This is a genomic window from Roseobacter sp. MH60115 (assembly GCF_015644665.1).
Lineage (GTDB): Bacteria > Pseudomonadota > Alphaproteobacteria > Rhodobacterales > Rhodobacteraceae > Roseobacter.
Genome location: NZ_JADOBQ010000001.1, coordinates 775682 through 798375, shown reverse-complemented (window position 1 = coordinate 798375; position 22694 = coordinate 775682). Strand labels below are relative to the sequence as shown.

Here is a 22694-nt window from a genome sequence, read left to right as displayed (position 1 = left end):
CTCGGTTCCTTTCGGTCCCTGGACGGGTCAGACAGCACGTCAGGTTTTGGAGAGTTCCGCCAGCCTGCGGCCTGTGTCGATCATCCGGTTGGCAAAGCCCCATTCGTTGTCATACCAGCTGACCACCCGCACCAGCCCGTCTGCGGTAACGCTGGTCTGCGGCGCGGCAAAGCTGGAGGAATGCGGGTCGTGGTTGTAGTCGATGGAAACGGTCGGATCCGTCTCGTAGGCCAGAACCCCTTTCAGCTCGCCCTCGGCGGCCTCTTTCATCGCCGTATTGATGGCCTCTTTGGTCGCAGGCTTTTCAGGCATGAAGGCCAGATCGACCAGCGAGACATTCGGCGTCGGCACGCGGATGGCAGAGCCTTCAAGGCGCCCTTCGAGATGCGGCAGCACCAGCGAGATCGCCTTGGCCGCCCCGGTAGAGGTCGGCACCATCGACACCGCAGCAGCGCGCCCGCGATAGAGATCTTTGTGCGGCGCGTCATGGGAGGGTTGGTCGCCGGTATAGGCGTGGATCGTGGTCATGTAGCCTGTCTTGATACCAAAGGCCTTGTCCAGCACATAGGCCACCGGGGCCAGGCAGTTCGTGGTGCAGGAGGCGTTGGAAATGACGATGTCATCCTTGGTCATATGCTTGTGGTTCACACCATAGACCACGGTGCGATCCGCACCCGCGCCCGGCGCCGAAATCAGCACGCGGCGCGATCCGTTTTCCAGATGCTGCGCGGCCTTTTCGCGGGCGGTGAAGAGCCCCGTGCATTCCATCGCCACATCGACACCGTCCCAGGGCAGTTCCGCCGGGTTGCGAATGGCGGTGACCTGAATGCTCTTGCCATTGACGACCAGCGCATCGCCCTTGACCTCTACATCCGCCTTAAAGCGACCATGCACGCTGTCGTATTTGAGAAGATGCGCCAGTGTCTCCGGGGTCGACAGATCGTTGATTGCGGTCACTTCGACATCCGAAATCTGGTTCTCCACAAGGGCCCGCAGCACACCGCGACCGATGCGACCGAAACCGTTAATTGCAACTGAGTGAGACATCTTCTTCCTCCAGAATTCATTCTGTGTCGCGCCGATCCGACGCACTGGGCTTTGTTAGCGCTAACGATCACATTTTGACGTAAACATCAATGGTCGATTTCAGCGCGGTTTGTCGCGGTATTCGAGCAGGCGGCGGTGTGGTGCGGTTCCAGGCCCACGATACTGCCACCTGCTGCATCATAGCATAAGATGCCGCCATCTCACTTTCATGAAACGGAGGCGTCGAAAATCACGTCGCAAGGCAAAGCGTGCGACTGTATCAGCTGCGCGTTTCTGAGGTCGTTTCCTTCGGCCCGGGCAATGGCGGCATGTTCGGTCAGGCCTTCGTCGAGCCAGCGATCAATCAGCCGCTGGCGCAGGGTGGGCAGGTCGACCTCCAACCGGACCCGCACATCCCAGAAGGTCGACAGCGACCGCCAGTGATCTGCATCCAGCAGCAGGTAGTTCCCCTCCACGATCACAGTGTCACAGTCATCCTCCAGATGCCCGGCCCCGGCGATGGCGATGTCGCGCGTGCGGTCAAAAAGCGGATAATACACCGGCGTGTCCGACCCCAGGGCCTGCATCAGCCGGGCAAAACCGGTCACATCAAAGGTCTCGGGCGCGCCTTTGCGGTCCAGCAGATCCAGCGCGGTCAGGATGCGGTTGTCGAGATGGAACCCATCCATCGGCACGACCTGCGCCGTGGCGCCGCGCGCGGTCAGCGCCTGCGCCAGCGTTTCCGCCAGTGTGGATTTTCCGCTGCCCGGCGCGCCGGCAAGCGCGACCAACCGGCGCTTTGATTTGCGCGGCGCCGCCAGGACGTGATCTGTCAAGGTGTCCACGCTGCCCATGGTCAGGCTCATACTGTCCTCTTTTTTAATTGCAGCCCTTGTTGCAGTCATCAAGAGCCGCCTTCCACGCCGGTTGCAAGTCTTCAAATCGCGACGCCTGTGCGGGCGATGCAGAGACCGGCCCAAAAATCAAAGGGTGAGGGGTTTCCCGCAGAGCTTTGATAGGCCAGCCCTGACCGAGTGATATCAGATTGCCTGACGCATGATTCCGACCAGCTCGGACACAGGCAAGACACATGGATTGGCCTTCATCGAAGAGGCCCCCGCCGCTTCTTCGGCGATCTGCGTCAGATCGGTTTCAGCGCTCAGCCACTGCGACAGCCGTTGAACCTGCCACCTGTCCAAGAGCTCGGGCATCTGTTCAAACACGCTGTCAGGCGCCAGATCAAAGCCCTGACCCACCCACTCTGCAACGTCCTGAAACCGCTCTGACACTTCGCCAGCCGCCCGAAGGCTCGCACCATTGGCGACCATCACCGGCCCCAGCAGCCGTCCGCAAATCAACCCGTGCGGCGCGCCCAGCCGGCCGCCCAGAACACCGGCCAGACCGTGAACGGCCCCAAGTCCCGCATTGGCCAGCGCCAGCCCGCCAGCAAGGCTGACAAAAGCCATGTCATCGCGCGCCTGCGGGTCTTCCGCCTCTGCCAGTCGCGCCAGCGCCCGCGCGCCTTTGGGAATGGCCGCGCGGCAGAGCGCATCTGTCAGCGGATTGGCGCGGCTCGAGACATAGGGTTCAATCACCTGCGTCAGCGCATCCAGCCCGGAGGCCAGCGTCTGCGCGCGCGGGGTGTGATCAGTGAGCGCGGGATCGACCAGCGCCACGTCGGGCAGCATGCGCGGATCGCGCAGGCTGACCTTGCGCCCCGCCTCCGGCACGGTGATCACCGCGTTCTTGGTGACTTCCGCCCCGGTGCCAGAGGTCGTGGGCACGGCAATCATCGGCAGCGGATCGGCGGCCAACGGTCGCGCGCCACCGACACCTTCCAGATGATCCATGACCGCCCCGTCGCCGGGCAGCAGGGCCGCAATGGCCTTGCCAAGGTCAATGACTGCGCCGCCCCCCACGGCCAAAACCGCATCGGCCCGCAGTTCGCGCCCTGCCGTCAGGCCAGCGTTCAGCGCCTGCACCGTGGGCTCACCAGAACTGAAGATTTCCGCCACATCCGCGCCAAGTGCGCGCATCTCATCCCCCAAGGCATCGACCCGGGCGACCGACCGCCCGCGCACCAGCAGAATGCGCCTGCCAAAGCCAAGCGTGATCTGCGCGGCCTGATCCGACACACCCCGGCCAAACTCGATCCGCCCGGCTGTGAGGAAGCTGAAAGCTGTCTCGCTCAAAAGCTCATGGTCGCTGCGACGGCGCGCTTCCAGGCCGCGTATTTCTCGCTGCGCAGGTCGTCCTGCATCTGTGGGGTGAACTGCCGCTGCAACGCCCAGCTGTCAGAGAAACCTGCCATATCCGGGTAGATGCCTGCGCGCTGCCCGGCAAGCCACGCCGCCCCAAGTGCCGTGGTTTCAAGCACCTCGGGGCGGTCTACCGGCGCGCCGATGATGTTGGAGAGAAACTGCATCGCCCAGTCAGAAGCCGACATGCCGCCATCCACGCGCAAGGTGGCCCCGGCCCCGTCTCCCTGCCAATCGGCCTGCATGGCCTCCAGCAGATCACGGGTCTGGTAACCGACGCTTTCCAGCGCGGCCTTGGCGTATTCTTCGGGGCCAGAATTGCGGGTGAGGCCAAAGACTGCGCCGCGACACTCCGCATTCCAGTAGGGCGCGCCCAAGCCCACGAAGGCGGGCACCAGCACCACGTTCTGGTTCGGGTCTGCTTTCTCAGCCAAAGGCTGGGTCTCGGCTGCTTCGCGGATGATCTTGAGCCCATCACGCAGCCACTGAACGACCGCCCCGGCCACGAAAATGGACCCTTCCAGCGCATAGGTGGGCTTGCCATCGAACTGATAGGCAATCGTCGTCAGCAGCCGGTTCTGCGATGTCACAGCGGTCTCTCCCGTGTTTAGCAGCGCAAAACACCCTGTACCGTATGTGGACTTCAGCATACCCGGCTCAAAACAGGCCTGCCCGATGGTCGCCGCCTGCTGATCGCCCGCAACGCCGAGAATGGGAATGGCACGCCCGAACAGGTCGGCGCGGGCCATACCAAAGTCAGCCGCGCAATCCTTGACCTCGGGCAGCATCTCCATGGGGATGTCGAAAAGCGCACAGATCGACGTGCTCCAGCGCCCTTTATGAATGTCATAGAGCGAGGTGCGCGCTGCATTGGTGGCATCGGTGACATGGGCAGCCCCACCGGTCAGCTTCCAGATCAGGTAACTGTCAACCGTGCCAAAGAGCAACTCACCCTTGCGCGCACGATCCCGCGCGCCGTCGACGTGATCGAGAATCCACTTGAGCTTGGTGCCCGAAAAATACGGATCGGCCAGCAGGCCGGTCTTTTCCGTGATCATCTTATCGTGCCCGGCCTCCCGCAGTTCGCGGCAGTAGTCAGCCGTGCGCCGGTCCTGCCAGACAATTGCGTTGTGAATGGGCTGGCCAGTGTCCTTCTCCCACACCACCACCGTCTCGCGTTGGTTGGTAATGCCGATGGCCGCGATGTCATCCGGGCCCAGGCCTGCCTTTTCGATGGCCGCGCGGCATGTTCCGGCGGTCGTAGACCACAGATCGCCGGGATCATGCTCGACCCAACCGCTGTTCGGGAAATGCTGCGGGAACTCTTCCTGCGCGCTGGATCTGATCTTCATCTGCGCATCGAACACGATGGCGCGCGAAGATGTGGTTCCCTGATCGATTGCGAGAATATGGGTCATGCGTTGGGCTCTTTTCGTACGTCATCCTCAGGCTTGACCCGAGGATCTTTGCGACCGGAGATCCTCGGGTCAAGCCTGAGGATGACGGCTGAATTTGAAGCAAACCGGGGCGCACCCTGTGCGCCCCGGCCAATGATCAAAGACTTAGTTTTCCCAGGACTTGATCAGCTCGTCATAGCTGACGGTCTGTGGCTCTTCGTCTTCGTTTTCCAGCTTGGCGTAGGGTGCGCCGTCACGGTCGAACCATGACTGAGGATCTTCTTCCTCATTCATGACCGGACCCAGATCACCCTGCACACCGGCACGCTCAAGACGTTCCAGCACACGCTCCTGGTCGGCACAAAGGGCATCCAGCGCTTCCTGAGGTGTCTTGGCACCGGACATGGCGTCGCCGATGTTCTGCCACCACAGCTGTGCCAGCTTCGGATAGTCCGGCACGTTTGTCCCGGTTGGCGACCAGGCCACGCGCGCGGGCGAGCGGTAGAACTCAACCAGACCACCCAGCTTGTCCGCACGATCGGTGAAGTGATCGCTGTCGATGGTGCTCTCGCGGATGAAGGTCAGGCCGACGTCAGACTTCTTCAGGTCCACCGTCTTGGAGACCACGAACTGCGCGTAGAGCCATGCGGCCTTGGCGCGATCCACCGGGGTGCTTTCCATCAGCGTCCAGGAACCAGCGTCCTGATAACCGATCTTCTGGCCTTCTTTCCAGTAGACACCATGCGGGCTGGGCGCCATGCGCCACTTGGGCGTGCCGTCCTCGTTCATCACCGGCAGGTCAGGCTCGACCGTGGCGGCGGTGAAGGCGGTGTACCAGAACATCTGCTGCGCGACGTTCCCTTGCGCCGGGATCGGACCCGCCTCGGAGAAGGTCATGCCAGCCGCAGCGGGCGGCGAGTACTTCTGCAGCCATTCGATGGCCTTGGTCACCGCATAGACAGCCGCAGGAGAGTTGGTCGCACCGCCACGGGCCACGCAGGACCCTGTTGGCTGCGAGTTCTCGTTCACACGGATGCCCCATTCGTCCACGGGCAGACCGTTCGGCTCACCCACGTCGCCCATGCCCGCCATGGACATCCACGCGTCGGTGTAGCGCCAACCCAAGGATGGGTCTTTCTTGCCGTAGTCCATGTTGCCGAAGACCTCGCCCTCGACACCCATGTGGCTCAGGTTACGCCCGGTGAAGAATTCCGCGATGTCCTCATAAGCCGACCAGTTGACCGGAACACCCAGCTCATAGCCGTATTTCTCCTGGAAATCAGCCTTGTTCTTCTCGTCGTTGAACCAGTCGTAGCGGAACCAATAGAGGTTCGCGAACTGCTGCGTGGGCAGCTGGTAGAGCTTGCCATCGGGGCCAGTGGTGAAGGACGTGCCGATGAAGTCTTCCACGTCCAGCGACGACAGGGTCACATCCGCGCCCTCACCCGCCATCCAGTCGGTCAGGTTGCGCACTTGCTGGTAGCGCCAGTGGGTGCCGATCAGGTCGGAATCGTTGACATAGGCGTCATAGATATTCTCGCCTGACTGCATTTGCGTCTGCAGCTTTTCGACCACATCCCCTTCGCCGATCAGGTCATGCGTGACCTTGATCCCAGTGATCGCAGTGAAGGCCGGGGCCAGCACCTGAGATTCGTACTCATGCGTGGTGATCGTCTCGGAGACAACCTTGATCTCCATGCCTGCGAACGGGGCCGCTGCGTCCACGAAGAATTGCATCTCCGCTTCCTGCGCGGCGCGGTCGAGCACGGAGAGCCCGGCGATTTCGTCGTCAAGAAACGCCTTCGCCGCTTCCATGTCGGCCCAGGCCGGCAGGGCCATGCACGCGACCATCGCGCCCACGGCTGTGGTTGATTTTAGTGAAAAGTTCATGTGAGTCCTCCCAAGACATTATTGAACTGTTTTAACTGGCCCCCCGGAAAATACCCGGATCGACCATTCTTCCCATCTATACCCAGCGGAAAACCGCAACGGCATAGACCAGACACGCCAGCAGCGCATAAGGCTGTGGTGCGACCTCAAGACCCAGCCAGATCAGGTTGATGAAGGCTGAGCCCAACAGCGTGATGAACAGACGATCACCCCGCGTTGTTTCGATACGGAGAATGCCCACGCGCGGCGTCTCCGGGTATTTGATGGCGAGAATTGTGAAGGTGATCAACAGACAAGCGATCACGCCAAAGAAAATTGCGGTCGGTAGGGTCCATGCCATCCAGGCCATATCAGCTGCCTCCATCCGTTAGAGTGATGTCATCCTCGGGCCTGACCCGAGGATCTTCCTCAATCAGCCAACCGCGACCTCGGGCCACAAATCCTGCCAAGCGGGGTTGTTCTCCTGAATGAGAGACACTTTCCACGCTCTGCGCCAGCGTTTCAGCGATTTCTCCCGTTGGATCGCGACACGCATCTCCGAGTGCAGCTCGTACCAAACCAACCGACTGAGATTGTAGCGGTCGGTAAAGCCCGGCAAAGCATGGGTTCGGTGCTGCCAAACGCGATGTTGCAGATTGCTGGTCATGCCGACGTAGAGCGTCCCATCCGGACGATTGGTCACAATGTAGACTGCCATTTCCTTCAACATCCGCCAGCACTCGGTCATCCTCGGGCTTGACCCCGGAGCCTTTGTGGTCGGAGATCCTCGGGTCAAGCCCGAGGATGACAGCGTCTTGATTAACAAATCCTTGCATCACACCCTCCCCAAGGCAAAGCCCTTGGCGATGTAGTTGCGCACGAAATAGATCACCAAGGCCCCCGGCACGATGGTCAACACACCGGCTGCCGCCAATACGCCCCAGTCAATGCCCGCCGCCCCTTGGGTCCGGGTCATGATGGCAGCGATGGGTTTCGCATCCACCGTGGTCAGCGTCCGGCTGAGCAGCAGTTCCACCCAAGAGAACATGAAGCAGAAGAAGGCCGCCACGCCGATCCCCGACGCGATCAGCGGCGTGAATATGCGGATGAAGAAACGCGGGAAGGAGTAGCCATCCAGATAGGCCGTCTCGTCGATCTCTTTCGGCACGCCGCGCATGAAGCCTTCGAGGATCCAGACCGCCAGCGGCACGTTGAAAAGGCAATGCGCCAGCGCCACGGCGATATGGGTGTCGAAGAGGCCTACGGACGAGTAGAGCTGGAAGAACGGCAGCGCAAAAACCGCAGGCGGCGCCATCCGGTTGGTCAGCAGCCAGAAGAACAGGTGCTTGTCCCCCATGAAGCTGTACCGCGAGAAGGCATAGGCCGCAGGCAGCGCCACGGCGAGGCTGATCGCGGTGTTCATCACCACGTAGATCAGCGAGTTGATATAGCCGATGTACCAGCTCTCATCGGTCAGGATTTTCACATAGTTCGCCAGCGTCAGATTGCGTGGAAACAGCGTGAACTCACCCAGAATTTCCGTGTTGGTCTTCAGGCTCATGTTCAGCAGCCAGTAGATCGGCAGCAGCAGGAACAAAAGGTAAAGCCCCATGACGATGGCCGAGCGGTTCACACGTGGCGTCTTGCGGCGGGCCACTTGGACCTCGCTTTGTGTCACCTTGCCGGGCAGCGTGCCAGCGCCGGGTGCTTGAATGGTGGTATCGGACATCAGACGCCATCCCTTTTGTCGAGGTTCGTCATCACCGTGTAGAAGACCCATGAGATCAGCAGGATGACGAGGAAGTACATGATCGAGAAGGCAGCGGCGGGTCCGAGGTCAAACTGCCCCAGCGCCATTTTCACAAGGTCAATCGACAGGAAGGTCGTCGCATTGCCCGGGCCCCCGCCAGTGACCACGAAGGGTTCGGTATAGATCATGAAACTGTCCATGAAGCGCAGCAGGATCGCGATCATCAGCACGCCCGCCATCTTCGGCAGTTCGATGTAGCGGAAGACGGCCCAGCGGCTGGCCTGATCGATCTTGGCGGCCTGATAATAGGCGTTGGGGATCGATTGCAGCCCGGCATAGGCGAGCAGCGCCACCAGCGAGGTCCAGTGCCAGACATCCATCACGATCACCGTGACCCAGGCAGCAAAGATATCCTGCGTGTAGTTGTAGGAAATACCCATCTTATCAAGCGTGTAGCCCAGCAGGCCAATGTCGACGCGGCCAAAGATCTGCCAGATCGTGCCCACCACATTCCACGGAATGAGCAGCGGCAGGGACATCAGCACGAGGCAGAAAGAGGCCCAGAAGCCGCTTTTCGGCATGTTCAGTGCGATGTAGATGCCCAAGGGGATTTCGATGGCCAGGATGATCCCGGAGAACATCAGCTGCCGCCAGAGCGCATCCCACATGCGGTCGTCCTGCAACATCTCCTCGAACCACTCCAGACCGGCCCAGAAGAACTGGTTGTTCCCGAAGGTGTCCTGCACCGAATAGTTCACCACCGTCATCAGCGGGATCACCGCCGAGAAGGCCACCAGCACCAGCACCGGCAGCACCAGGAACCATGCTTTTTGATTTACCGTCTTGTTCATCAGGCGGCCTCCCCTTCCGGTGCGACACGCCAGTCGTCCGCGTAAACATTGATCCCAGCGGGATCAAAGGTAATTCTCTGTGTATTCGCCGCGATCGTGTCGCCCTCGCCCGCGATGGCACTGATCTCATGGCCTTCGACGTCCAGACGCACGATCTTGTGGCGCCCCACATCCTCGACGCGCTTGATGCGCGCTGGCACACCGGCCTCCGCGGTCGTCAGTTTGACAAATTCCGGGCGCACGCCCACCTGCACCTTGCCGCCGCCGGGCTGGTATCCGGCACCAAGGGGCACCGTTGCCCCGGCGATCTGCGCCGTTGCACCGTCGATCTTGGCATCAAACAGGTTCATGCCCGGCGAGCCGATGAAGTAGCCGACAAAAGTATGCGCGGGACGCTCGAACAGCTCCTGCGGCGTGCCGATCTGCACCACGCGCCCGTCGTACATGACCACCACCTTGTCCGCGAAGGTCAGCGCCTCGGTCTGGTCGTGGGTCACATAGATCATCGTGTGGCCAAACTCGTGGTGCAGCGATTTCAACTGCGTGCGCAGCTCCCACTTCATATGCGGATCAATCACCGTCAGCGGCTCGTCAAACAGCAGCGCGTTCACGTCTTCCCGCACCATGCCACGGCCCAGCGAAATCTTCTGCTTGGCATCCGCCGTCAGCCCCCGCGCCTTGCGGTTCAGCTCTGCCTCCATGCCGATCATCTTGGCGATCTGGTCCACGCGTTGTGCCACATAAGACGCATCCGCGCCCCGGTTGCGCAGCGGAAAGGCCAGATTGTCGCGCACGGTCATCGTGTCGTAGACAACCGGAAACTGGAACACCTGCGCGATGTTGCGCTCTGCCGTGGGCGCCTGGGTAACATCCTGATCATTAAAGAGAATGCGGCCCTGACTGGGGTGCAGCAAACCGGAGATGATGTTCAGCAGCGTGGATTTGCCACAGCCCGACGCGCCCAGCAGCGCATAGGCCTCGCCATCCACCCAATCGTGGTTCAGTTCCTTGAGCGCGAAATCATCCTCGGACGTCGGGTTCGGCAAATAGGAATGTGCCAGATTATCCAGCGTGATCTTGGCCATTACGCGGCCTCCGCATAGGGGGCCGCGGCGACGAGATCGCCATTCTGACCAAAGATATAGACATGTGCGGGATCGAGATAGACCTCCAGCGCCTGCCCGGGCTGAAGCGACTGCACCCCATGCACCAACCCGACCCAGCGTTCGCCGTGATGATCGAGGTGCACGAAAGTTTCCGATCCGGTGATTTCCGTGACCGTCAACTTGGTCTTGAAGGACATGACCCCCGCCACATGCGGCGACAGCTCCAGATGGTTGGGCCGGAAGCCAGCAGTATAGTCTCCGTCCGGCAGGTCCATCGTGCTCGCCGTCACATCGACGCTTTGCCCGTCGCCAAAAGAGAGCTTGCCGCTTTTCTTGGTGATCTTGAGGAAATTCATCGGCGGGTCGGAAAACACCCGCGCCGTAGTGGCGTTCACCGGCTTGCGGTACACCGACGGCGTTGGCCCGAATTGGGTCACCTTGCCTTCCCAGAGCGCGGCGGTGTTGCCGCCCAACAGCAGCGCCTCTTCCGGTTCCGTTGTCGCATAAACGAAGATCGACCCGGATTCCTCGAAGATCTTCGGGATTTCGGCGCGCAATTCCTCGCGCAGCTTGTAGTCGAGGTTGGCCAGCGGCTCATCCAGCAGCACGAGGCCTGCGTTTTTAACCAGCGCCCGCGCCAGCGCGCAGCGTTGTTGCTGCCCGCCCGAGAGTTCCAGCGGCTTGCGGTCCAGCATCGGGGTCAGCTGCATCAGCTCCGCCGTCTCCCGCACCCGCGCATCGATCTCCGCGCGGGATTGCCCCAGCAGCCGCATCGGCGAGGCAATGTTGTCGTAGACCGTCATCGACGGGTAATTGATGAACTGCTGGTAAACCATCGCCACCTTGCGGTCCTGCACACGCATGCCGGTGACGTCTTCACCGTTCCAGATCACGCGTCCCGTGGCGGGCACATCGAGCCCGGCCATCAGCCGCATCAGCGATGTCTTGCCCGAGAGCGTCGGTCCCAGGAGCACGTTCATCGTGCCCTTCTCAAGTGCTATATCCGTTGGGTAAATATGGGTTTCCCCGCCAACGGTCTTAGACACCCCTTCCAGGATCAAGGTCATGTCCGTCCCCCAATTCTATTCCGCCGCGTTGGATGAATGTTCTGCAGGATGATCCTGCATGAACGTCTCCACCTCGGCAATTTGTTCTTTTGTCAGTCTCAGCCCCAGCTTGTTGCGCCGCCAGACGACGTCTTCGGCGGTGCGGGCGTATTCGTTTTTCTGCAGCCAGCGGATTTCACGCTCGGTCAGGCTGGCGCCAAAGCCTTGCCCCATGTCCGCTTCGGTCTCGACACCCGCCATCACGTCCCAGGCCTCAGTGCCGTAGGCACGGACCAGACGCCGCGACCAGAAATCGGTCAGAAAGGGGAAATCCTCGCGCAGCCGCCGGACCAGCATGTCGAAACCGTCGACGGCGAAATCGCCGCCCGGCAGGGCAACACCGGCTGTCCAATGGCCGGAGGTGCCCGGAAAGAACGGCACGATCTTGTCCATCGCGTCCTCGGCCAGCTTGCGGTAGGTGGTGATTTTGCCGCCAAAGACGTTGAGGATGGGCGCGCCACCGGCATCATCCACTTTCAGCGTGTAATCCCGCGTGGCCGCTGTCGCGCTGCTGGCCCCATCATCATAAAGCGGGCGCACGCCGGAATAGCTCCAGACCACATCCTCGGGGCCAATATCCTGCTTGAGATACTGGTTGATGAAATTCAACAGGTAGTCGCGTTCTTCGTTGGTGCACTCGGGCTTCACGCCCGGGTCGCTGTGTTCCGCGTCCGTCGTGCCGATCAGGGTGAAATCCGTCTCATAGGGAATGGCAAAGATGATGCGCCCGTCCGTGCCCTGGAAGAAGTAGCATTTGTCGTGGTCATAAAGACGACGGGTCACGATATGGCTGCCGCGCACCAGACGCACGCCTTCGGTGGAATTGATCCGCACCTTTTGCTGGATGATATCGCCGACCCAGGGGCCACCGGCATTCACCAGCATGCGCGCCCGCACCACCTTGGTTTCCGCGCGCGCAATGTCTTCGAGCGTGATTTCCCAAAGATCCTCCACCCGCGCGGCGCTGACCACCTTGGTGCGCACCATCACATCGGCCCCGCGCGCCTCGGCATCGCGAGCGTTCAGAACCACAAGGCGCGAATCCTCGATCCAGCAATCTGAATACTCGTAGGCCTTCTCGAACCGGTCATCGAGCGGCGCGCCTTCGACCCCGTTTTTCAGGTTCAGCGTTTTAGTCGCCGGCAGGATTTTCCGCCCGCCCAGATTGTCATAAAGCATCAATCCAAAGCGGATCAGCCAAGCCGGACGCCGCCCCTTCATCCAGGGCATCAGCGTGTTCAGAATGCGCGAGGTCGGTGTCGAACCTTCGAACCGCATATCCTTGTGATAGGGCAGCACGAACCGCATGGGCCAGCTGATATGCGGCATCGCTTTCAGCAGCACCTCGCGTTCCGCCAAGGCATGACGCACCAGATTGATCTCGAAGTATTCCAGATAGCGCAGGCCGCCGTGAAAGAGCTTGGTCGAGGCTGACGAGGTCGCCGAGGCGAGATCGTTCATCTCGGCCAGCGCCACGCTCAGACCACGCCCGGCCGCATCCCGGGCGATACCGCATCCATTGATGCCGCCCCCCACGATGAACAGGTCATATGTGTCGGATTGCTTTTGCAGCGACGCCACCAGACCCTCCCAATCCATGTGCGTGAACAACGAACGAATGGGTAGCGCACTGTTTCCAGCGGATCAAGCGATTTTTTTCGTTTATGTTCGCTTTTGCTCGAAATCGAATAATATCTGTTTTTCAGGTTCTGTTCCGATGAGATGCGAACCTGTTGTCGTGACGGCAGTTTTCCCGCTCTGCGGGAGACATGCCTCGGCGCCGCCGATGTCCGTGCATCGCATCCCCCGGGTGCATACGTTGGAAAAAACATTGGAAATGAACCATTTTTCCGCTACCCACCCTGTTAGGAGGAGTTAAATGTCGCAGACGTTCCGTCACCCGGATATCCTGAAAATCGCGCAGCGCGAGGGCAAAGTCACCGTTGAAGGCCTGGCGGAGCACTTCGGTGTGACGCTGCAGACGATCCGGCGCGATCTGACCGAACTGGCCGAAGCGAACAAACTCGAACGTGTGCATGGCGGCGCGATTCTCCCCTCAGGCACCACCAACATCGAATACGACGAACGGCGCAATCTGAACCAAACCGCCAAGCTGGCGATGGCGCGCGCCTGTGCGGCACAGATCCCCGAAGGCTGTTCGGTCTTCCTAAACATCGGCACCAGCACCGAGGCCGTTGCGCGCGAATTGCTGCATCATCGCGACCTGATGGTGGTGACCAACAACATGAACATCGCCAATATTCTGGTGGACAATGCCGACTGTCAGATCATCGTGACAGGAGGTGCGCTGCGGCGGTCCGATGGCGGGCTGGTGGGCAACATCACCATCGACACGATCCGGCAGTTCAAGTTCGACATTGCCGTGATCGGCTGTTCCGCAATGGACGAAGACGGCGACCTGCTCGATTTCGACATTCAGGAGGTCGGCGTCAGCCAGACCATCATCGCACAATCCCGCAAATGCTTTCTGGTCGCCGACCATTCCAAGTTCAGCCGCACGGCCCCCGCCCGCATCGCCTCCATGCGCGCATTGTCGACAGTCTTCACCGACCTGCCCCTGCCCCGCGAACTGGCGGAGCGCTGTGCGACCTGGGGCACACAGGTCGTTCTCGTCGATTAGTCTTCCGTCGTCGGTGCCGTTTCCGCATCCGACAGGATGCGCGCCAAGAGCCGGGTCAGGGTATCGCGTTCGTCACCGGACAGCGCCTTGAGCAATCGCTCCTGCGTCTCCACGTGATCGTGCAGCGTGTTTTCGACCACGCTCTTGCCCTCGGGCGTCAGGGCAATGAGGAAGGACCGGCTGTCATCCGGGTTGACCTTGCGCGCCACATAACCTGCGGCGACCAGCTTATCGATACGGTTGGTCATGGTCCCCGAAGTGACCATTGTGCTGTCGATCAATTGGCCCGGAGACAATTGATAGGGTGGCCCGGACCGTAGCAAGGTCGCCAGAACGTCGAACCATGCCGCGTTCAGCCCATGCGCGTGAAAGTTCGCGCCCATGCCTTCAGAGAAGATTTGCGCAACCCGCGCCACCCGCCCCACGGCGGCCATGGGCGCAGTGTCCAGATCGGGCCGTTCCGCCGCCCATTGCGCGATAATCTTGTCGACGTGATCCATATTCTCTTTTTGCCTGCAACCGTCTTGACGTCAAGATTATTACGCTTATCTTGGCATCAAGATAAATATCTTGACTTCAAACTAAATGGATTTGCCATGCCACGCCTCTCCGATATTCTGCTGACCGCCCTGGCCCCGATCATCTGGGGATCGTCTTACATCATCACCACCGAGATGCTACCCGGTCAGTCGCCTTTTCTGATCGCGCTGCTGCGCGCCCTGCCCGCCGGGCTGATCTTGATGCTCTTTGCGCGTCAGCTGCCGGAAGGCCGCTGGTGGGCGCGCGTCGCCGTGCTGGGCATCCTCAATTTCAGCCTGTTCTGGAGCCTGCTCTTTGTTGCCGCCTACCGCCTGCCGGGCGGTGTTGCCGCGATGTTGGGGGCGGTCCAGCCGCTGGCGGTGATCTTTCTGGCCCGCGGGCTTCTGGGTCAGGCGATCCGCCCCCTGGCGATTTTTGCCGCCCTTGCTGGGCTCTTTGGTGTCGGGTTGCTGCTCTTCCGACCGGAGGCTTCTCTTGACCCTCTGGGCATTGCTACTGGCTTGCTCGGCGCTGCGTCCATGGCCGCAGGTGTCGTGCTGACGCGCAAATGGCAGCCGGACGTGCCCTTGCTGATCTTCACCGCCTGGCAACTCACCGCGGGCGGGCTGTTCCTGATCCCCGTCGCGGTGTTGATGGTGCCGGACTGGCCCACGCTCAGCGCGACGAACCTCGCCGGGCTCGCCTATCTGTCGTTGATCGGCGGCGCGCTGACCTATTTCCTGTGGTTTAGAGGCATTGCGCGGATTGATCCTGCAGCAGTCTCCAGCCTTGGGTTTCTCAGCCCGCTGGCCGCCATTCTACTGGGGTGGTTTCTGCTGGGCGAGACGCTGACAGCGCTGCAGATCGCCGGGGCCATTATCATCCTGATTAGCGTCCGGCTGGGACAGGGCGGTAGGATCCCTCTGCCCCGCTTGATAAGGACGAAACCCGCGCTCTTACGATGACGGCGGAAGGTCGGTCTGCGCCATATTGCGCAACAGATCGACAAAACCTGCCACCTGGTGCCGCGCGGTTGCGGCCCCTTTCTCCGCCGTTGCCAGATGCGCCTCGCCCACCGTGCCCTCGGGGTTCAGATCACTGGCGATCCAGCCGTACGACACCGGCCCGATGGGCGAAATCGCGCTCTGTTCAGCGGTGGAGCGAAAGTCCTGCGCCGCCGCCATATCCACCGTTTCCGGACGGAAATGCAGCATCAGCGATGTCTCCACATCGCCGCCGTGAATGCCGAACTGCTTCTCCTGATCGGAGTACATCCCCTCCGGCGTCCCGAACGCCCCCCATTGGCATTTGACCGCCAGCATATCCGCCTGCACACGCAATTCGCGCGACAGGATGGACACAAGATCGAGGTTGCCGCCATGGGAATTCACAATCGCGATCTTGCGGATGCCGGCCCGCGCCACGCTGAGGCCGATCTCTGTCCAGGCGGCCAGCGCCGTTGCCGCCGTGAAGGTCAGGGTGCCCGCTGCCCAAAGGTGTTCGTTCGACTTGCCCACAGCCTGCAGGGGCAAAATCCGCAGGTCCAGATCGTCGGGGGCCTGATGGCGCAGCTCCTCCAGCATGCCCTGCCCGATCAGCGTATCGGTCCCCACGGGAAGATGCGGCCCATGCTGTTCGATGGCCGCCGTCGGCAGGATGGCGATGGTCTTCATCGGGTCAATGCCCGAGAAATCCGGTGCCCTGAAATCCGCCCAGTCGCGCGCACCGCTCATGGTGCAGCCTTCGGCGCGTAGGTCGCGTCGAGTCGGGATTGAAGATAATCGGCCGCGCGCACCGGCGGATACTTCGGCTCCCCCGTGCCCGGCAAGGCGGCCACAACCGTATCGGGATGTGCTTCGACAAAGAAGGCAACGGACCGGCGTTGGCGCTTCGGCGGCAGCACCCGGTGCGGCGTGGAGACATAGATGTCATTGGTCCAACGCATCAGGCAATCGCCGATGTTGACCACGTAAGCCCCCGACACATGCGGCACATCGGTCCAGTCCCCGCCGCGCGGTTTGACCTGCAATCCGGCCTCGCCATCGGTCATCAAAAGCGTGATCGCGCCGTAATCCGTATGGGCGCCCGCGCCGATCTCATTCTGCGCGCCGGAGCCCGGCGGATAATTCAAAAGCCGCAGTGCCGCGAGAGGGTCTTTGAAGGCGGGCGTGAAATGCTCAGCCTCCAGCCCCAGATCGGCGGCAAAGGCGCGGTGGATATCGACGCCCAGCGCCAGGGCCGCATCAAAATAGGCAAGCGCCGTTTCCCGAAATCCGTCGATCCGCGGCCAGACGTTCACGCCGCGAAAGGGCTCGCCCCGCAACACGCGTGGATCATCGGGGGCCAGATCAAAGCCGATGTTGAAGCTTTCCTTGCGGTCCACCATCGCCGAGCTGTCATCGAGCGACTCGTCGCCTTCCGCCGCCCAGCCGCGATAATGCGGCGTGTTCAGGATCGACAGGGCGCGTTTCTCCGCGATGGGCTGGCTGAAAAAAGCATCCGCCATCTCGAAGATGCGGGCGCGCAGTGCCTCAGACACCGTATGGTTCTCCAGCAGGAAAAACCCCGGCCCTCGGACCGCCTGCCCCAGTTCCGCGAGAAAGCCCGCGCGATCCGTGGTGAATTTCCCCCAGTCCAGCAACGGGATCATGCGCGCGCCTCCTTTTGCCTTGCGGGCAGCGCCCCGATAAAACCCTCCATCTTGCGGGCCACGCGGTCCAGATGGGTGCGGCGGGATGCCTCCGTGGAGCTGTCCATCAAGTAGTGCGCCGCAAAGGCGGTCCTGCACCTTTTGGCGCAGATGGCGCGCACGCCGCGCAGGATCATGCGTTTGCCCGGTGATCCGATCAGCTGCGTCAACCACCAACTGGCCCCGCAGGTCGTGAAAACCGCCAGCCGCGTGATATGGGTCAGCCCGGGGCGGATATTGTCATTCTGCCCATCCGGCATCAGAAACGCCACATCCGGCAAGAGCACGCGATCGAGCCACCCCTTGAGCATCGCGGGCAGCCCGTACCACCAGGTCGGATAGACAAAAATCAGCGTGTCACACCACAGCACGTCCTCGACATCCTGCGCCACCGGTGCGCGGTTGGCAGGCGTGTCTTCATAGATGTCCAGTTCCGCTTCCGTCAGCACCGGCGCGAAGCCGCTACGATACAGGTCGATCACCCGCACCTCCGCCTGCGCGTCCCGCAGCTTGTCCACCACGACATCCCTGATGGCGGCGGTGAAGCTGGACTCCTTCGGGTGACAATAGACAACAAGCGCGCGCATTCAGAGCCTCTCCATTTCCGCATCGACACGCGACAGAAAACCGGCCCGCTGACCGTCCGTCGCTCGGTTCATATCATAAAGCGCAAGGTATCGGGTCTTTTCAGGCCGACAGACGTGCCAGACCGCACGGGTCACCGTTTTGCGCGGCGGATCGCCCGCCATGAGCGCCCGAAGGCGCGTGCCGCCGTAGGTCGTCACCGCTGCCAGCTTGCGGATGCGCGTTAGGTTCGGCATCACCTTGCCATTCTGCAGGGTGAAGGACACGCCGGGCAGGAAGACACGGTCGAAAAATCCTTTCAGGACAGCGGGATATCCGAAATTCCACACCGGAAACACCAAAACCAGCGCTTCGGCCTGTCGCAGCCGCGCCACATAGTCCGCCACCGGGGCGATGTTGTGCCCTGCATCGTGATATGTCCGGCGTTCCACGGCAGTCAAGACCGGGGCAAACCCTTCCGCGTTCAGATCACAGTCGTCGACATCCCACCCGCGCGCGCGCAATCTTTTGACCACGCAGTCATGCAGCGCGGCGGAAAAGCTTTCCGCGCAAGGGTGAGCAAAGAGGACAAGCGCACGGGTCATGCCTACTCTGCGGCCCGCAGTTTCGGATAGCTGTACATGCGGTCAAACGACCAGTTCGGATCGTCCCAGGCGATCATCTTGCCGGGGTTGAGCAACCCCTTGGGATCGGCTTCACGCTTGAAGGCCAGTTGGCGGTCGTCCACTGTCTGCCGGCCGCCTTCTTCCAGCGTGTAGCGGTGCGGGTTGAAGACGAGCGCGCCCGCCTCTTCGTGCATGCGGATGATCTCATCCAGCCGTTCTTCACTGGTGAATTTCACAAGGCTGAGGCCCGCGAACATGATCTTGCCGTTTTCCTTCATCACCTCCAGATGCTGCAGAACCTCGGGGCTCAAGGCGTCACGCATCTTCTCGATCAGCTCCAGATGTTGCGGGAAGCCATAGCGCACCTGCAGATAGGTGATGCTGGGGTCGACCTTCAGCGCGCGCAGCGTCGTGTGGTTCCAGCCGTATTCAAAGATCATACCGGGCCCGCGCGGCCAGTCGTGATCATCGCTACGGTAGATCAGCCGCGCCTCGGGGCGCCGCCCGAGAAAGGTCTCGAACCCGTCCATGGACTGCGGCGCCACCATCAGGGCGATCAGGTTGGTGTCTGCCTCCACATGCGGGGCAACCCGCTGAAAATACTCCTTGGCGATGGGCGCCTCGAAAACGGTCGCGAGCTTGATCAGGATGCCATCTTCATTGGCCAGCTCTTCAGCAAACCGCGCCGCCTGCATGAAGTCATCGGTGGCCACGAACATCTCGACCCAGTCATAGGCCGGGGCCAGCGGCATTTCGACCTCGGTGATGATCCCGTTGGTGCCATAGGCGTGGCTGACCCGCGCCAGCTCCTCGCCCCGGAAGTCCAGAACGCGCGGCTCTTCTTCCATCGTGACGACACGCAGGCGGATGATATTGCCCAGATCGCGCAAGGACCCCCAAGTGCAGGAGCCGACGCCGCCCGACCCCCCCGCGATGAACCCGCCGATGGTTGCCGTCGCCCAGGTGGAGGAGAACATGCGGATTTCCTGGCCCGAGTGTGCCTTGCAGGCCGCATCGAGATCCTTGAGCAGGCAGCCCGGTTCGACCACAACGCGGCCGGGGTGGATCTGCTTCACCGCCGTCATGTGCCGCAGGTGCATGACACAGCCACCCGCAAGCGGCATCGCCTGCCCATAATTGCCGGTGCCCGCCCCGCGCGTGGTGACCGGCACGTCATGGGCATAGCAGACCTTCAGCACCTCAATGACCTCGGCCTCGCTGCGCGGGCTGACGACGAAATCGGCTGTGACCTCGTCCAGCCGCGCCTTGAGCACGGGTGAGTACCAGAAGAAATCCCGGCTCTTGGCTTTGATGCCTGCGCCCGTATCTTCAAGGTCGAGATGGGAAAGCGCGGCCTTGGCGGCGGCAATATCGGCGGTCATGGCGTCCTCATCAGATGGTCAAGTTCGGCGTAATCGGGCAATTGGCGGTCGATCTGTCGTCCCTCCCGCAGGACGATGCGATCCGCCTGCGGGCGGGCGAAAAGCTCTGTCCAGCTGCGCGCGCGGCAGATCACCAGATCGGCGGGCATGCCTACCTCGAAACCGGGCAGATCAAAGCCACAGGCCTTGGCCGGATTGGTCACGAAAGCATGGCTCCAATCCGTCGTGGAATGGTCCAGATGCCCGATCCGGGTCGCCTCGCGCATCACCTCGATCATATCCAGATCGCCATAGGCATAAAAGGGATCGCGCGTGTTGTCGGAGGCAAAGGAGACGTTGACCCCCCGCGCCTTCAGCTCGTGCACTAGGGTGATGCCCCGCATCCGGGGTGTGCCGTGCTGTCGGTCCTGCAGGTAGAGATTGCACATCGGCAGAGAGACCACGTTCAAGCCCGCCTCAGCCACCAAATCCATGGTTTCGGCTGCACGGTCCGGATCCTGAGCGGAGAGCGAACAGAGGTGCCCCACGGTGACGGGTGCGTTGAACCCCGTCTGCAGCACCGCCTTGGCGATCACCCTTAAGGTCTCCGACGCCGGATCAAGCGTCTCGTCCACGTGAAAATCTGCCTGCAGGCCCCGCTCGCCTGCCAGTTTGAAAAAATACGCAACGCGTTCCGCGATGTCGGGGACTGGATAGGCCACCATGCCCAGCACGCCGCCCGCTTCCGCCACCAGATCCGCCGTATGCGCAAACGGCGTCTCCGGCCCAACGGCATCGCAGCCCACAAGGCAGGCCGCCTGCAGATCGATCCGCCCCTGCCAGCGCGCGCGCATCTCCCTGAACACGGGCCAGGAGATGTCGTCCTGCGGCGGGATGCTGTCGATATGCGTGCGCAGGGCGCGGGTGCCATGGGCGTAGGCGCAGCGCAGGGCGAAATCCATCCGCGTCGCCACGTCTTCGGCCGTCCAATTTGCCTGCCGATCCGCGCCAACCGTGGCCAACGCGCCGTCGAAACTGCCATCCGGGTTGGCCGCGCGGGGCCAGATGTGACCCTTGTCCAGATGCGTATGCATGTCCACGAACGCGGGGAAGACCATGGCACCTTTCATATCAACTTCGGTGCCCGGCTGATCGCTGATCCTGCCGTCCTGAATATGCAGATCGCGCGTGGTCAAATCGCCGCTGCCCGCCACAAAACAGGCAGGCACCGTCAGGTTTTTCAGCGTCACCGGCCCGGGAGGAAGTTCGAGAAAATCCATCAGCGGTCCCGTTTCAACGCGCTCTCATGCCACTTGCGCAGCAGCATGTGGCTGAGGAAACTGAGACCCGCGAAGATGATCACGCCGGTCACCGCAATGAGGATGAGCGCCGCGAACATGCGCGGGATGTTGAGCCTGTAGCCCGCCTCCAATATCCGGAACGCGAGGCCCGATTTCAGCCCGCCGGTGCCTGCCACATATTCGGCGACCACCGCACCAATCAGGGACAGACCGCCTGCGATGCGCAATCCCCCCAGAAAATAGGGCAGCGCGGAGGGCAGTTGCAGGAACCGCAAGGTCTGCCAGCGCGAGGCGCCGTAGATGCGAAACAGATCACGCAGATTGTGGTCGGCGGAATTCAGCCCCAGCGTCGTGTTGCTCAGCACCGGAAAAAACGCCACCAACCAGGCGCAGAGCAGCAGCCCGGCAATCCGGCTGTCCACATAGATGAAGATCAGCGGCGCAATCGCCACGATGGGTGTGACCTGCAGGATCACCGCGTAGGGGTAGAAACTCATCTCCACCAGCCGCGACTGGGTGAAGAGCACGGCGAGGCCAACGCCACCCACCACGGCCACCGCCAGCGCCATCAGGGTGATCTGCACCGTGACCAGCAGCGCCTCGAACAGCATGGACCAGTCCTTGATCAGGGTTTCAAAGACAAGACCCGGCCCGGGCAGGATATAGTGCGGTATCTCGTTCCAGACGACGATCCGGTCCCAGAGCACCAGCATGATCACCAGCACCAGCGCAGGCAGCAGCCATTTTCCGAATTTCTCCAGACGCTTGCGGCGCAGGCGGGCGGTTTCATCCGCATCCAGCTGCAGTGGCGGGTCGGTGGGGTCGGCGATGCTCATGCGGCCTCTCCCATGGCGTCGTGCAGGGCGTCCGTGGCGCGGCGAGTGAAGGCGGCGTATTCCGATGAGGTTCTGAAGTCCGCACTTCGCGGATAGGGCGCATTCACCTCCAGCTCCGTGATCACCCGACCGGGGCGCGCGGCCATGACAACGATGCGGTCCGACAGGAAGACGGATTCAAAGACCGAATGCGTCACAAAGATGACCGTGCATCCGATGGCCGCCTTGAGCCGCAGCAGATCGTTGTTCAATTTGAACCGCGTGATCTCATCCAGGGCGGCAAAGGGCTCGTCCATCAGGATCAGCCGGGGCCGTGTCACCATCGCGCGGGCGATGGACACCCGCATCTTCATGCCACCCGAAAGCTCGCGCGGATAGCTGTTCTGAAACTTTTCCAACCCGACGAGTTTCAGCGCTTGCAAGACGTCATCGCGCACGGCGGTGTAGCTCTGGCCGCGCAGCCGAAAGGGCAACCACACGTTCTGCGCCACCGTCGCCCAAGGCATCAGCGTGGGTTCCTGAAACACCACACCCAGATCGCCGCTGTCATGTTCCCCGGCCCAGGTGATGCGCCCGGACGTCGGGTGCAACAGGTCGGAGATCAGCCGCAAAGCGGTGGATTTCCCACATCCCGACGGCCCCAGAAGCGAGATGAAATCGCCCTCCCGTACCTGCAGGGACATGCCCTTGAGCGCAGTCACCGTGCCGTTGAAGGTCTTGTCCACCTGCTCCATCCGCAGAAGCTCCGGACGCGCTGTGGGCGGCAGCCCCGATGTTGTCATATATCCCCCACG

At 61.7% G+C, this 22694-nt stretch carries 23 protein-coding genes; 2 read left to right on the top strand and 21 right to left on the bottom strand.

Annotation, left to right across the window (positions count from 1 at the left end; all coding sequences use genetic code 11):
• Positions 1–39: 39 nt before the first annotated feature.
• The 12 genes from gap to glpD form a co-directional block, all read right to left on the bottom strand.
• Positions 40–1047 carry a type I glyceraldehyde-3-phosphate dehydrogenase gene (gene gap, locus ISX84_RS03790; protein ID WP_195818973.1) on the bottom strand — a complete coding sequence of 336 codons (1008 nt, stop codon included), beginning with the start codon at positions 1045–1047 and terminating at the stop codon, positions 40–42.
• A 206-nt stretch (positions 1048–1253) separates the two neighbouring features.
• Positions 1254–1892 (bottom strand): nucleoside/nucleotide kinase family protein, encoded by a 639-nt coding sequence (locus ISX84_RS03785; protein WP_229884056.1) that lies wholly within the window; start codon positions 1890–1892, stop codon positions 1254–1256.
• Positions 1893–2066: 174 nt separating this feature from the next.
• On the bottom strand, positions 2067–3218 hold the full coding sequence (locus tag ISX84_RS03780) for an iron-containing alcohol dehydrogenase (protein WP_195818972.1): 1152 nt from the start codon (positions 3216–3218) through the stop codon (positions 2067–2069).
• The gene (gene glpK, locus ISX84_RS03775) at positions 3215–4702 is read right to left on the bottom strand and encodes a glycerol kinase GlpK (RefSeq protein ID WP_195818971.1); all 1488 of its coding nucleotides are present in this window, start codon (positions 4700–4702) and stop codon (positions 3215–3217) included. Before glpK ends, ISX84_RS03780 begins: the two co-directional genes overlap by 4 nt.
• A 144-nt stretch (positions 4703–4846) precedes the next feature.
• The gene (locus ISX84_RS03770; RefSeq protein ID WP_195818970.1) at positions 4847–6571 is read right to left on the bottom strand and encodes an ABC transporter substrate-binding protein; all 1725 of its coding nucleotides are present in this window, start codon (positions 6569–6571) and stop codon (positions 4847–4849) included.
• Positions 6572–6647: 76 nt separating this feature from the next.
• Complete coding sequence (locus tag ISX84_RS03765; protein WP_195818969.1) at positions 6648–6920, bottom strand: DUF2160 domain-containing protein; 273 nt, start codon at positions 6918–6920, stop codon at positions 6648–6650.
• Positions 6921–6983: 63 nt separating this feature from the next.
• Positions 6984–7268 carry a GIY-YIG nuclease family protein gene (locus ISX84_RS03760; RefSeq protein WP_229884055.1) on the bottom strand — a complete coding sequence of 95 codons (285 nt, stop codon included), beginning with the start codon at positions 7266–7268 and terminating at the stop codon, positions 6984–6986.
• 117 nt (positions 7269–7385) lie between these two features.
• Positions 7386–8279, bottom strand: coding sequence for a carbohydrate ABC transporter permease (locus tag ISX84_RS03755; RefSeq protein WP_195818967.1), 894 nt, complete (start codon positions 8277–8279; stop codon positions 7386–7388).
• Positions 8279–9151 (bottom strand): carbohydrate ABC transporter permease, encoded by an 873-nt coding sequence (locus ISX84_RS03750; protein WP_195818966.1) that lies wholly within the window; start codon positions 9149–9151, stop codon positions 8279–8281. The genes ISX84_RS03755 and ISX84_RS03750 overlap by 1 nt, the downstream gene beginning before the upstream one ends.
• Positions 9151–10236 (bottom strand): ABC transporter ATP-binding protein, encoded by a 1086-nt coding sequence (locus tag ISX84_RS03745; protein ID WP_195818965.1) that lies wholly within the window; start codon positions 10234–10236, stop codon positions 9151–9153. The genes ISX84_RS03750 and ISX84_RS03745 overlap by 1 nt, the downstream gene beginning before the upstream one ends.
• Positions 10236–11324, bottom strand: a complete 1089-nt coding sequence (locus ISX84_RS03740; protein ID WP_195818964.1) for an ABC transporter ATP-binding protein — start codon at positions 11322–11324, stop codon at positions 10236–10238. The genes ISX84_RS03745 and ISX84_RS03740 overlap by 1 nt, the downstream gene beginning before the upstream one ends.
• A 15-nt stretch (positions 11325–11339) precedes the next feature.
• Positions 11340–12962 carry a glycerol-3-phosphate dehydrogenase gene (gene glpD / locus ISX84_RS03735; protein ID WP_195818963.1) on the bottom strand — a complete coding sequence of 541 codons (1623 nt, stop codon included), beginning with the start codon at positions 12960–12962 and terminating at the stop codon, positions 11340–11342.
• A 280-nt stretch (positions 12963–13242) separates the two neighbouring features.
• On the opposite strand from glpD, the gene ISX84_RS03730 reads away from it, so the two are divergent.
• Positions 13243–14004 (top strand): DeoR/GlpR family DNA-binding transcription regulator, encoded by a 762-nt coding sequence (locus tag ISX84_RS03730; RefSeq protein WP_195818962.1) that lies wholly within the window; start codon positions 13243–13245, stop codon positions 14002–14004.
• Here ISX84_RS03730 and ISX84_RS03725 read toward each other — a convergent pair.
• Entirely contained in the window at positions 14001–14504 is a 504-nt protein-coding gene (locus ISX84_RS03725; RefSeq protein WP_195818961.1) for a MarR family winged helix-turn-helix transcriptional regulator, read from the bottom strand. The genes ISX84_RS03730 and ISX84_RS03725 overlap by 4 nt on opposite strands.
• A 96-nt stretch (positions 14505–14600) precedes the next feature.
• On the opposite strand from ISX84_RS03725, the gene ISX84_RS03720 reads away from it, so the two are divergent.
• The gene (locus ISX84_RS03720; protein WP_195818960.1) at positions 14601–15488 is read left to right on the top strand and encodes an EamA family transporter; all 888 of its coding nucleotides are present in this window, start codon (positions 14601–14603) and stop codon (positions 15486–15488) included.
• Here ISX84_RS03720 and ISX84_RS03715 read toward each other — a convergent pair.
• The 8 genes from ISX84_RS03715 to ISX84_RS03680 are packed head-to-tail and all read right to left on the bottom strand — an operon-like array spanning position 15480 to position 22682.
• Entirely contained in the window at positions 15480–16256 is a 777-nt protein-coding gene (locus ISX84_RS03715) for a creatininase family protein (protein WP_195818959.1), read from the bottom strand. The genes ISX84_RS03720 and ISX84_RS03715 overlap by 9 nt on opposite strands.
• Positions 16253–17173: an isopenicillin N synthase family dioxygenase gene (locus ISX84_RS03710; protein ID WP_195818958.1), complete on the bottom strand. Its 921-nt coding sequence runs from the start codon at positions 17171–17173 to the stop codon at positions 16253–16255. Before ISX84_RS03710 ends, ISX84_RS03715 begins: the two co-directional genes overlap by 4 nt.
• Positions 17170–17799, bottom strand: coding sequence for an NAD(P)H-dependent oxidoreductase (locus ISX84_RS03705; protein WP_195818957.1), 630 nt, complete (start codon positions 17797–17799; stop codon positions 17170–17172). The genes ISX84_RS03710 and ISX84_RS03705 overlap by 4 nt, the downstream gene beginning before the upstream one ends.
• Entirely contained in the window at positions 17800–18381 is a 582-nt protein-coding gene (locus ISX84_RS03700) for an NAD(P)H-dependent oxidoreductase (RefSeq protein WP_195818956.1), read from the bottom strand.
• Positions 18382–18383: 2 nt separating this feature from the next.
• On the bottom strand, positions 18384–19784 hold the full coding sequence (locus ISX84_RS03695) for an FAD-binding oxidoreductase (RefSeq protein ID WP_195818955.1): 1401 nt from the start codon (positions 19782–19784) through the stop codon (positions 18384–18386).
• Positions 19781–21043, bottom strand: coding sequence for a cytosine deaminase (locus ISX84_RS03690; RefSeq protein ID WP_195818954.1), 1263 nt, complete (start codon positions 21041–21043; stop codon positions 19781–19783). The genes ISX84_RS03695 and ISX84_RS03690 overlap by 4 nt, the downstream gene beginning before the upstream one ends.
• Positions 21043–21900, bottom strand: a complete 858-nt coding sequence (locus ISX84_RS03685) for an ABC transporter permease (RefSeq protein WP_195818953.1) — start codon at positions 21898–21900, stop codon at positions 21043–21045. The genes ISX84_RS03690 and ISX84_RS03685 overlap by 1 nt, the downstream gene beginning before the upstream one ends.
• Entirely contained in the window at positions 21897–22682 is a 786-nt protein-coding gene (locus ISX84_RS03680) for an ABC transporter ATP-binding protein (protein WP_229884054.1), read from the bottom strand. Before ISX84_RS03680 ends, ISX84_RS03685 begins: the two co-directional genes overlap by 4 nt.
• Positions 22683–22694: the final 12 nt, after the last annotated feature.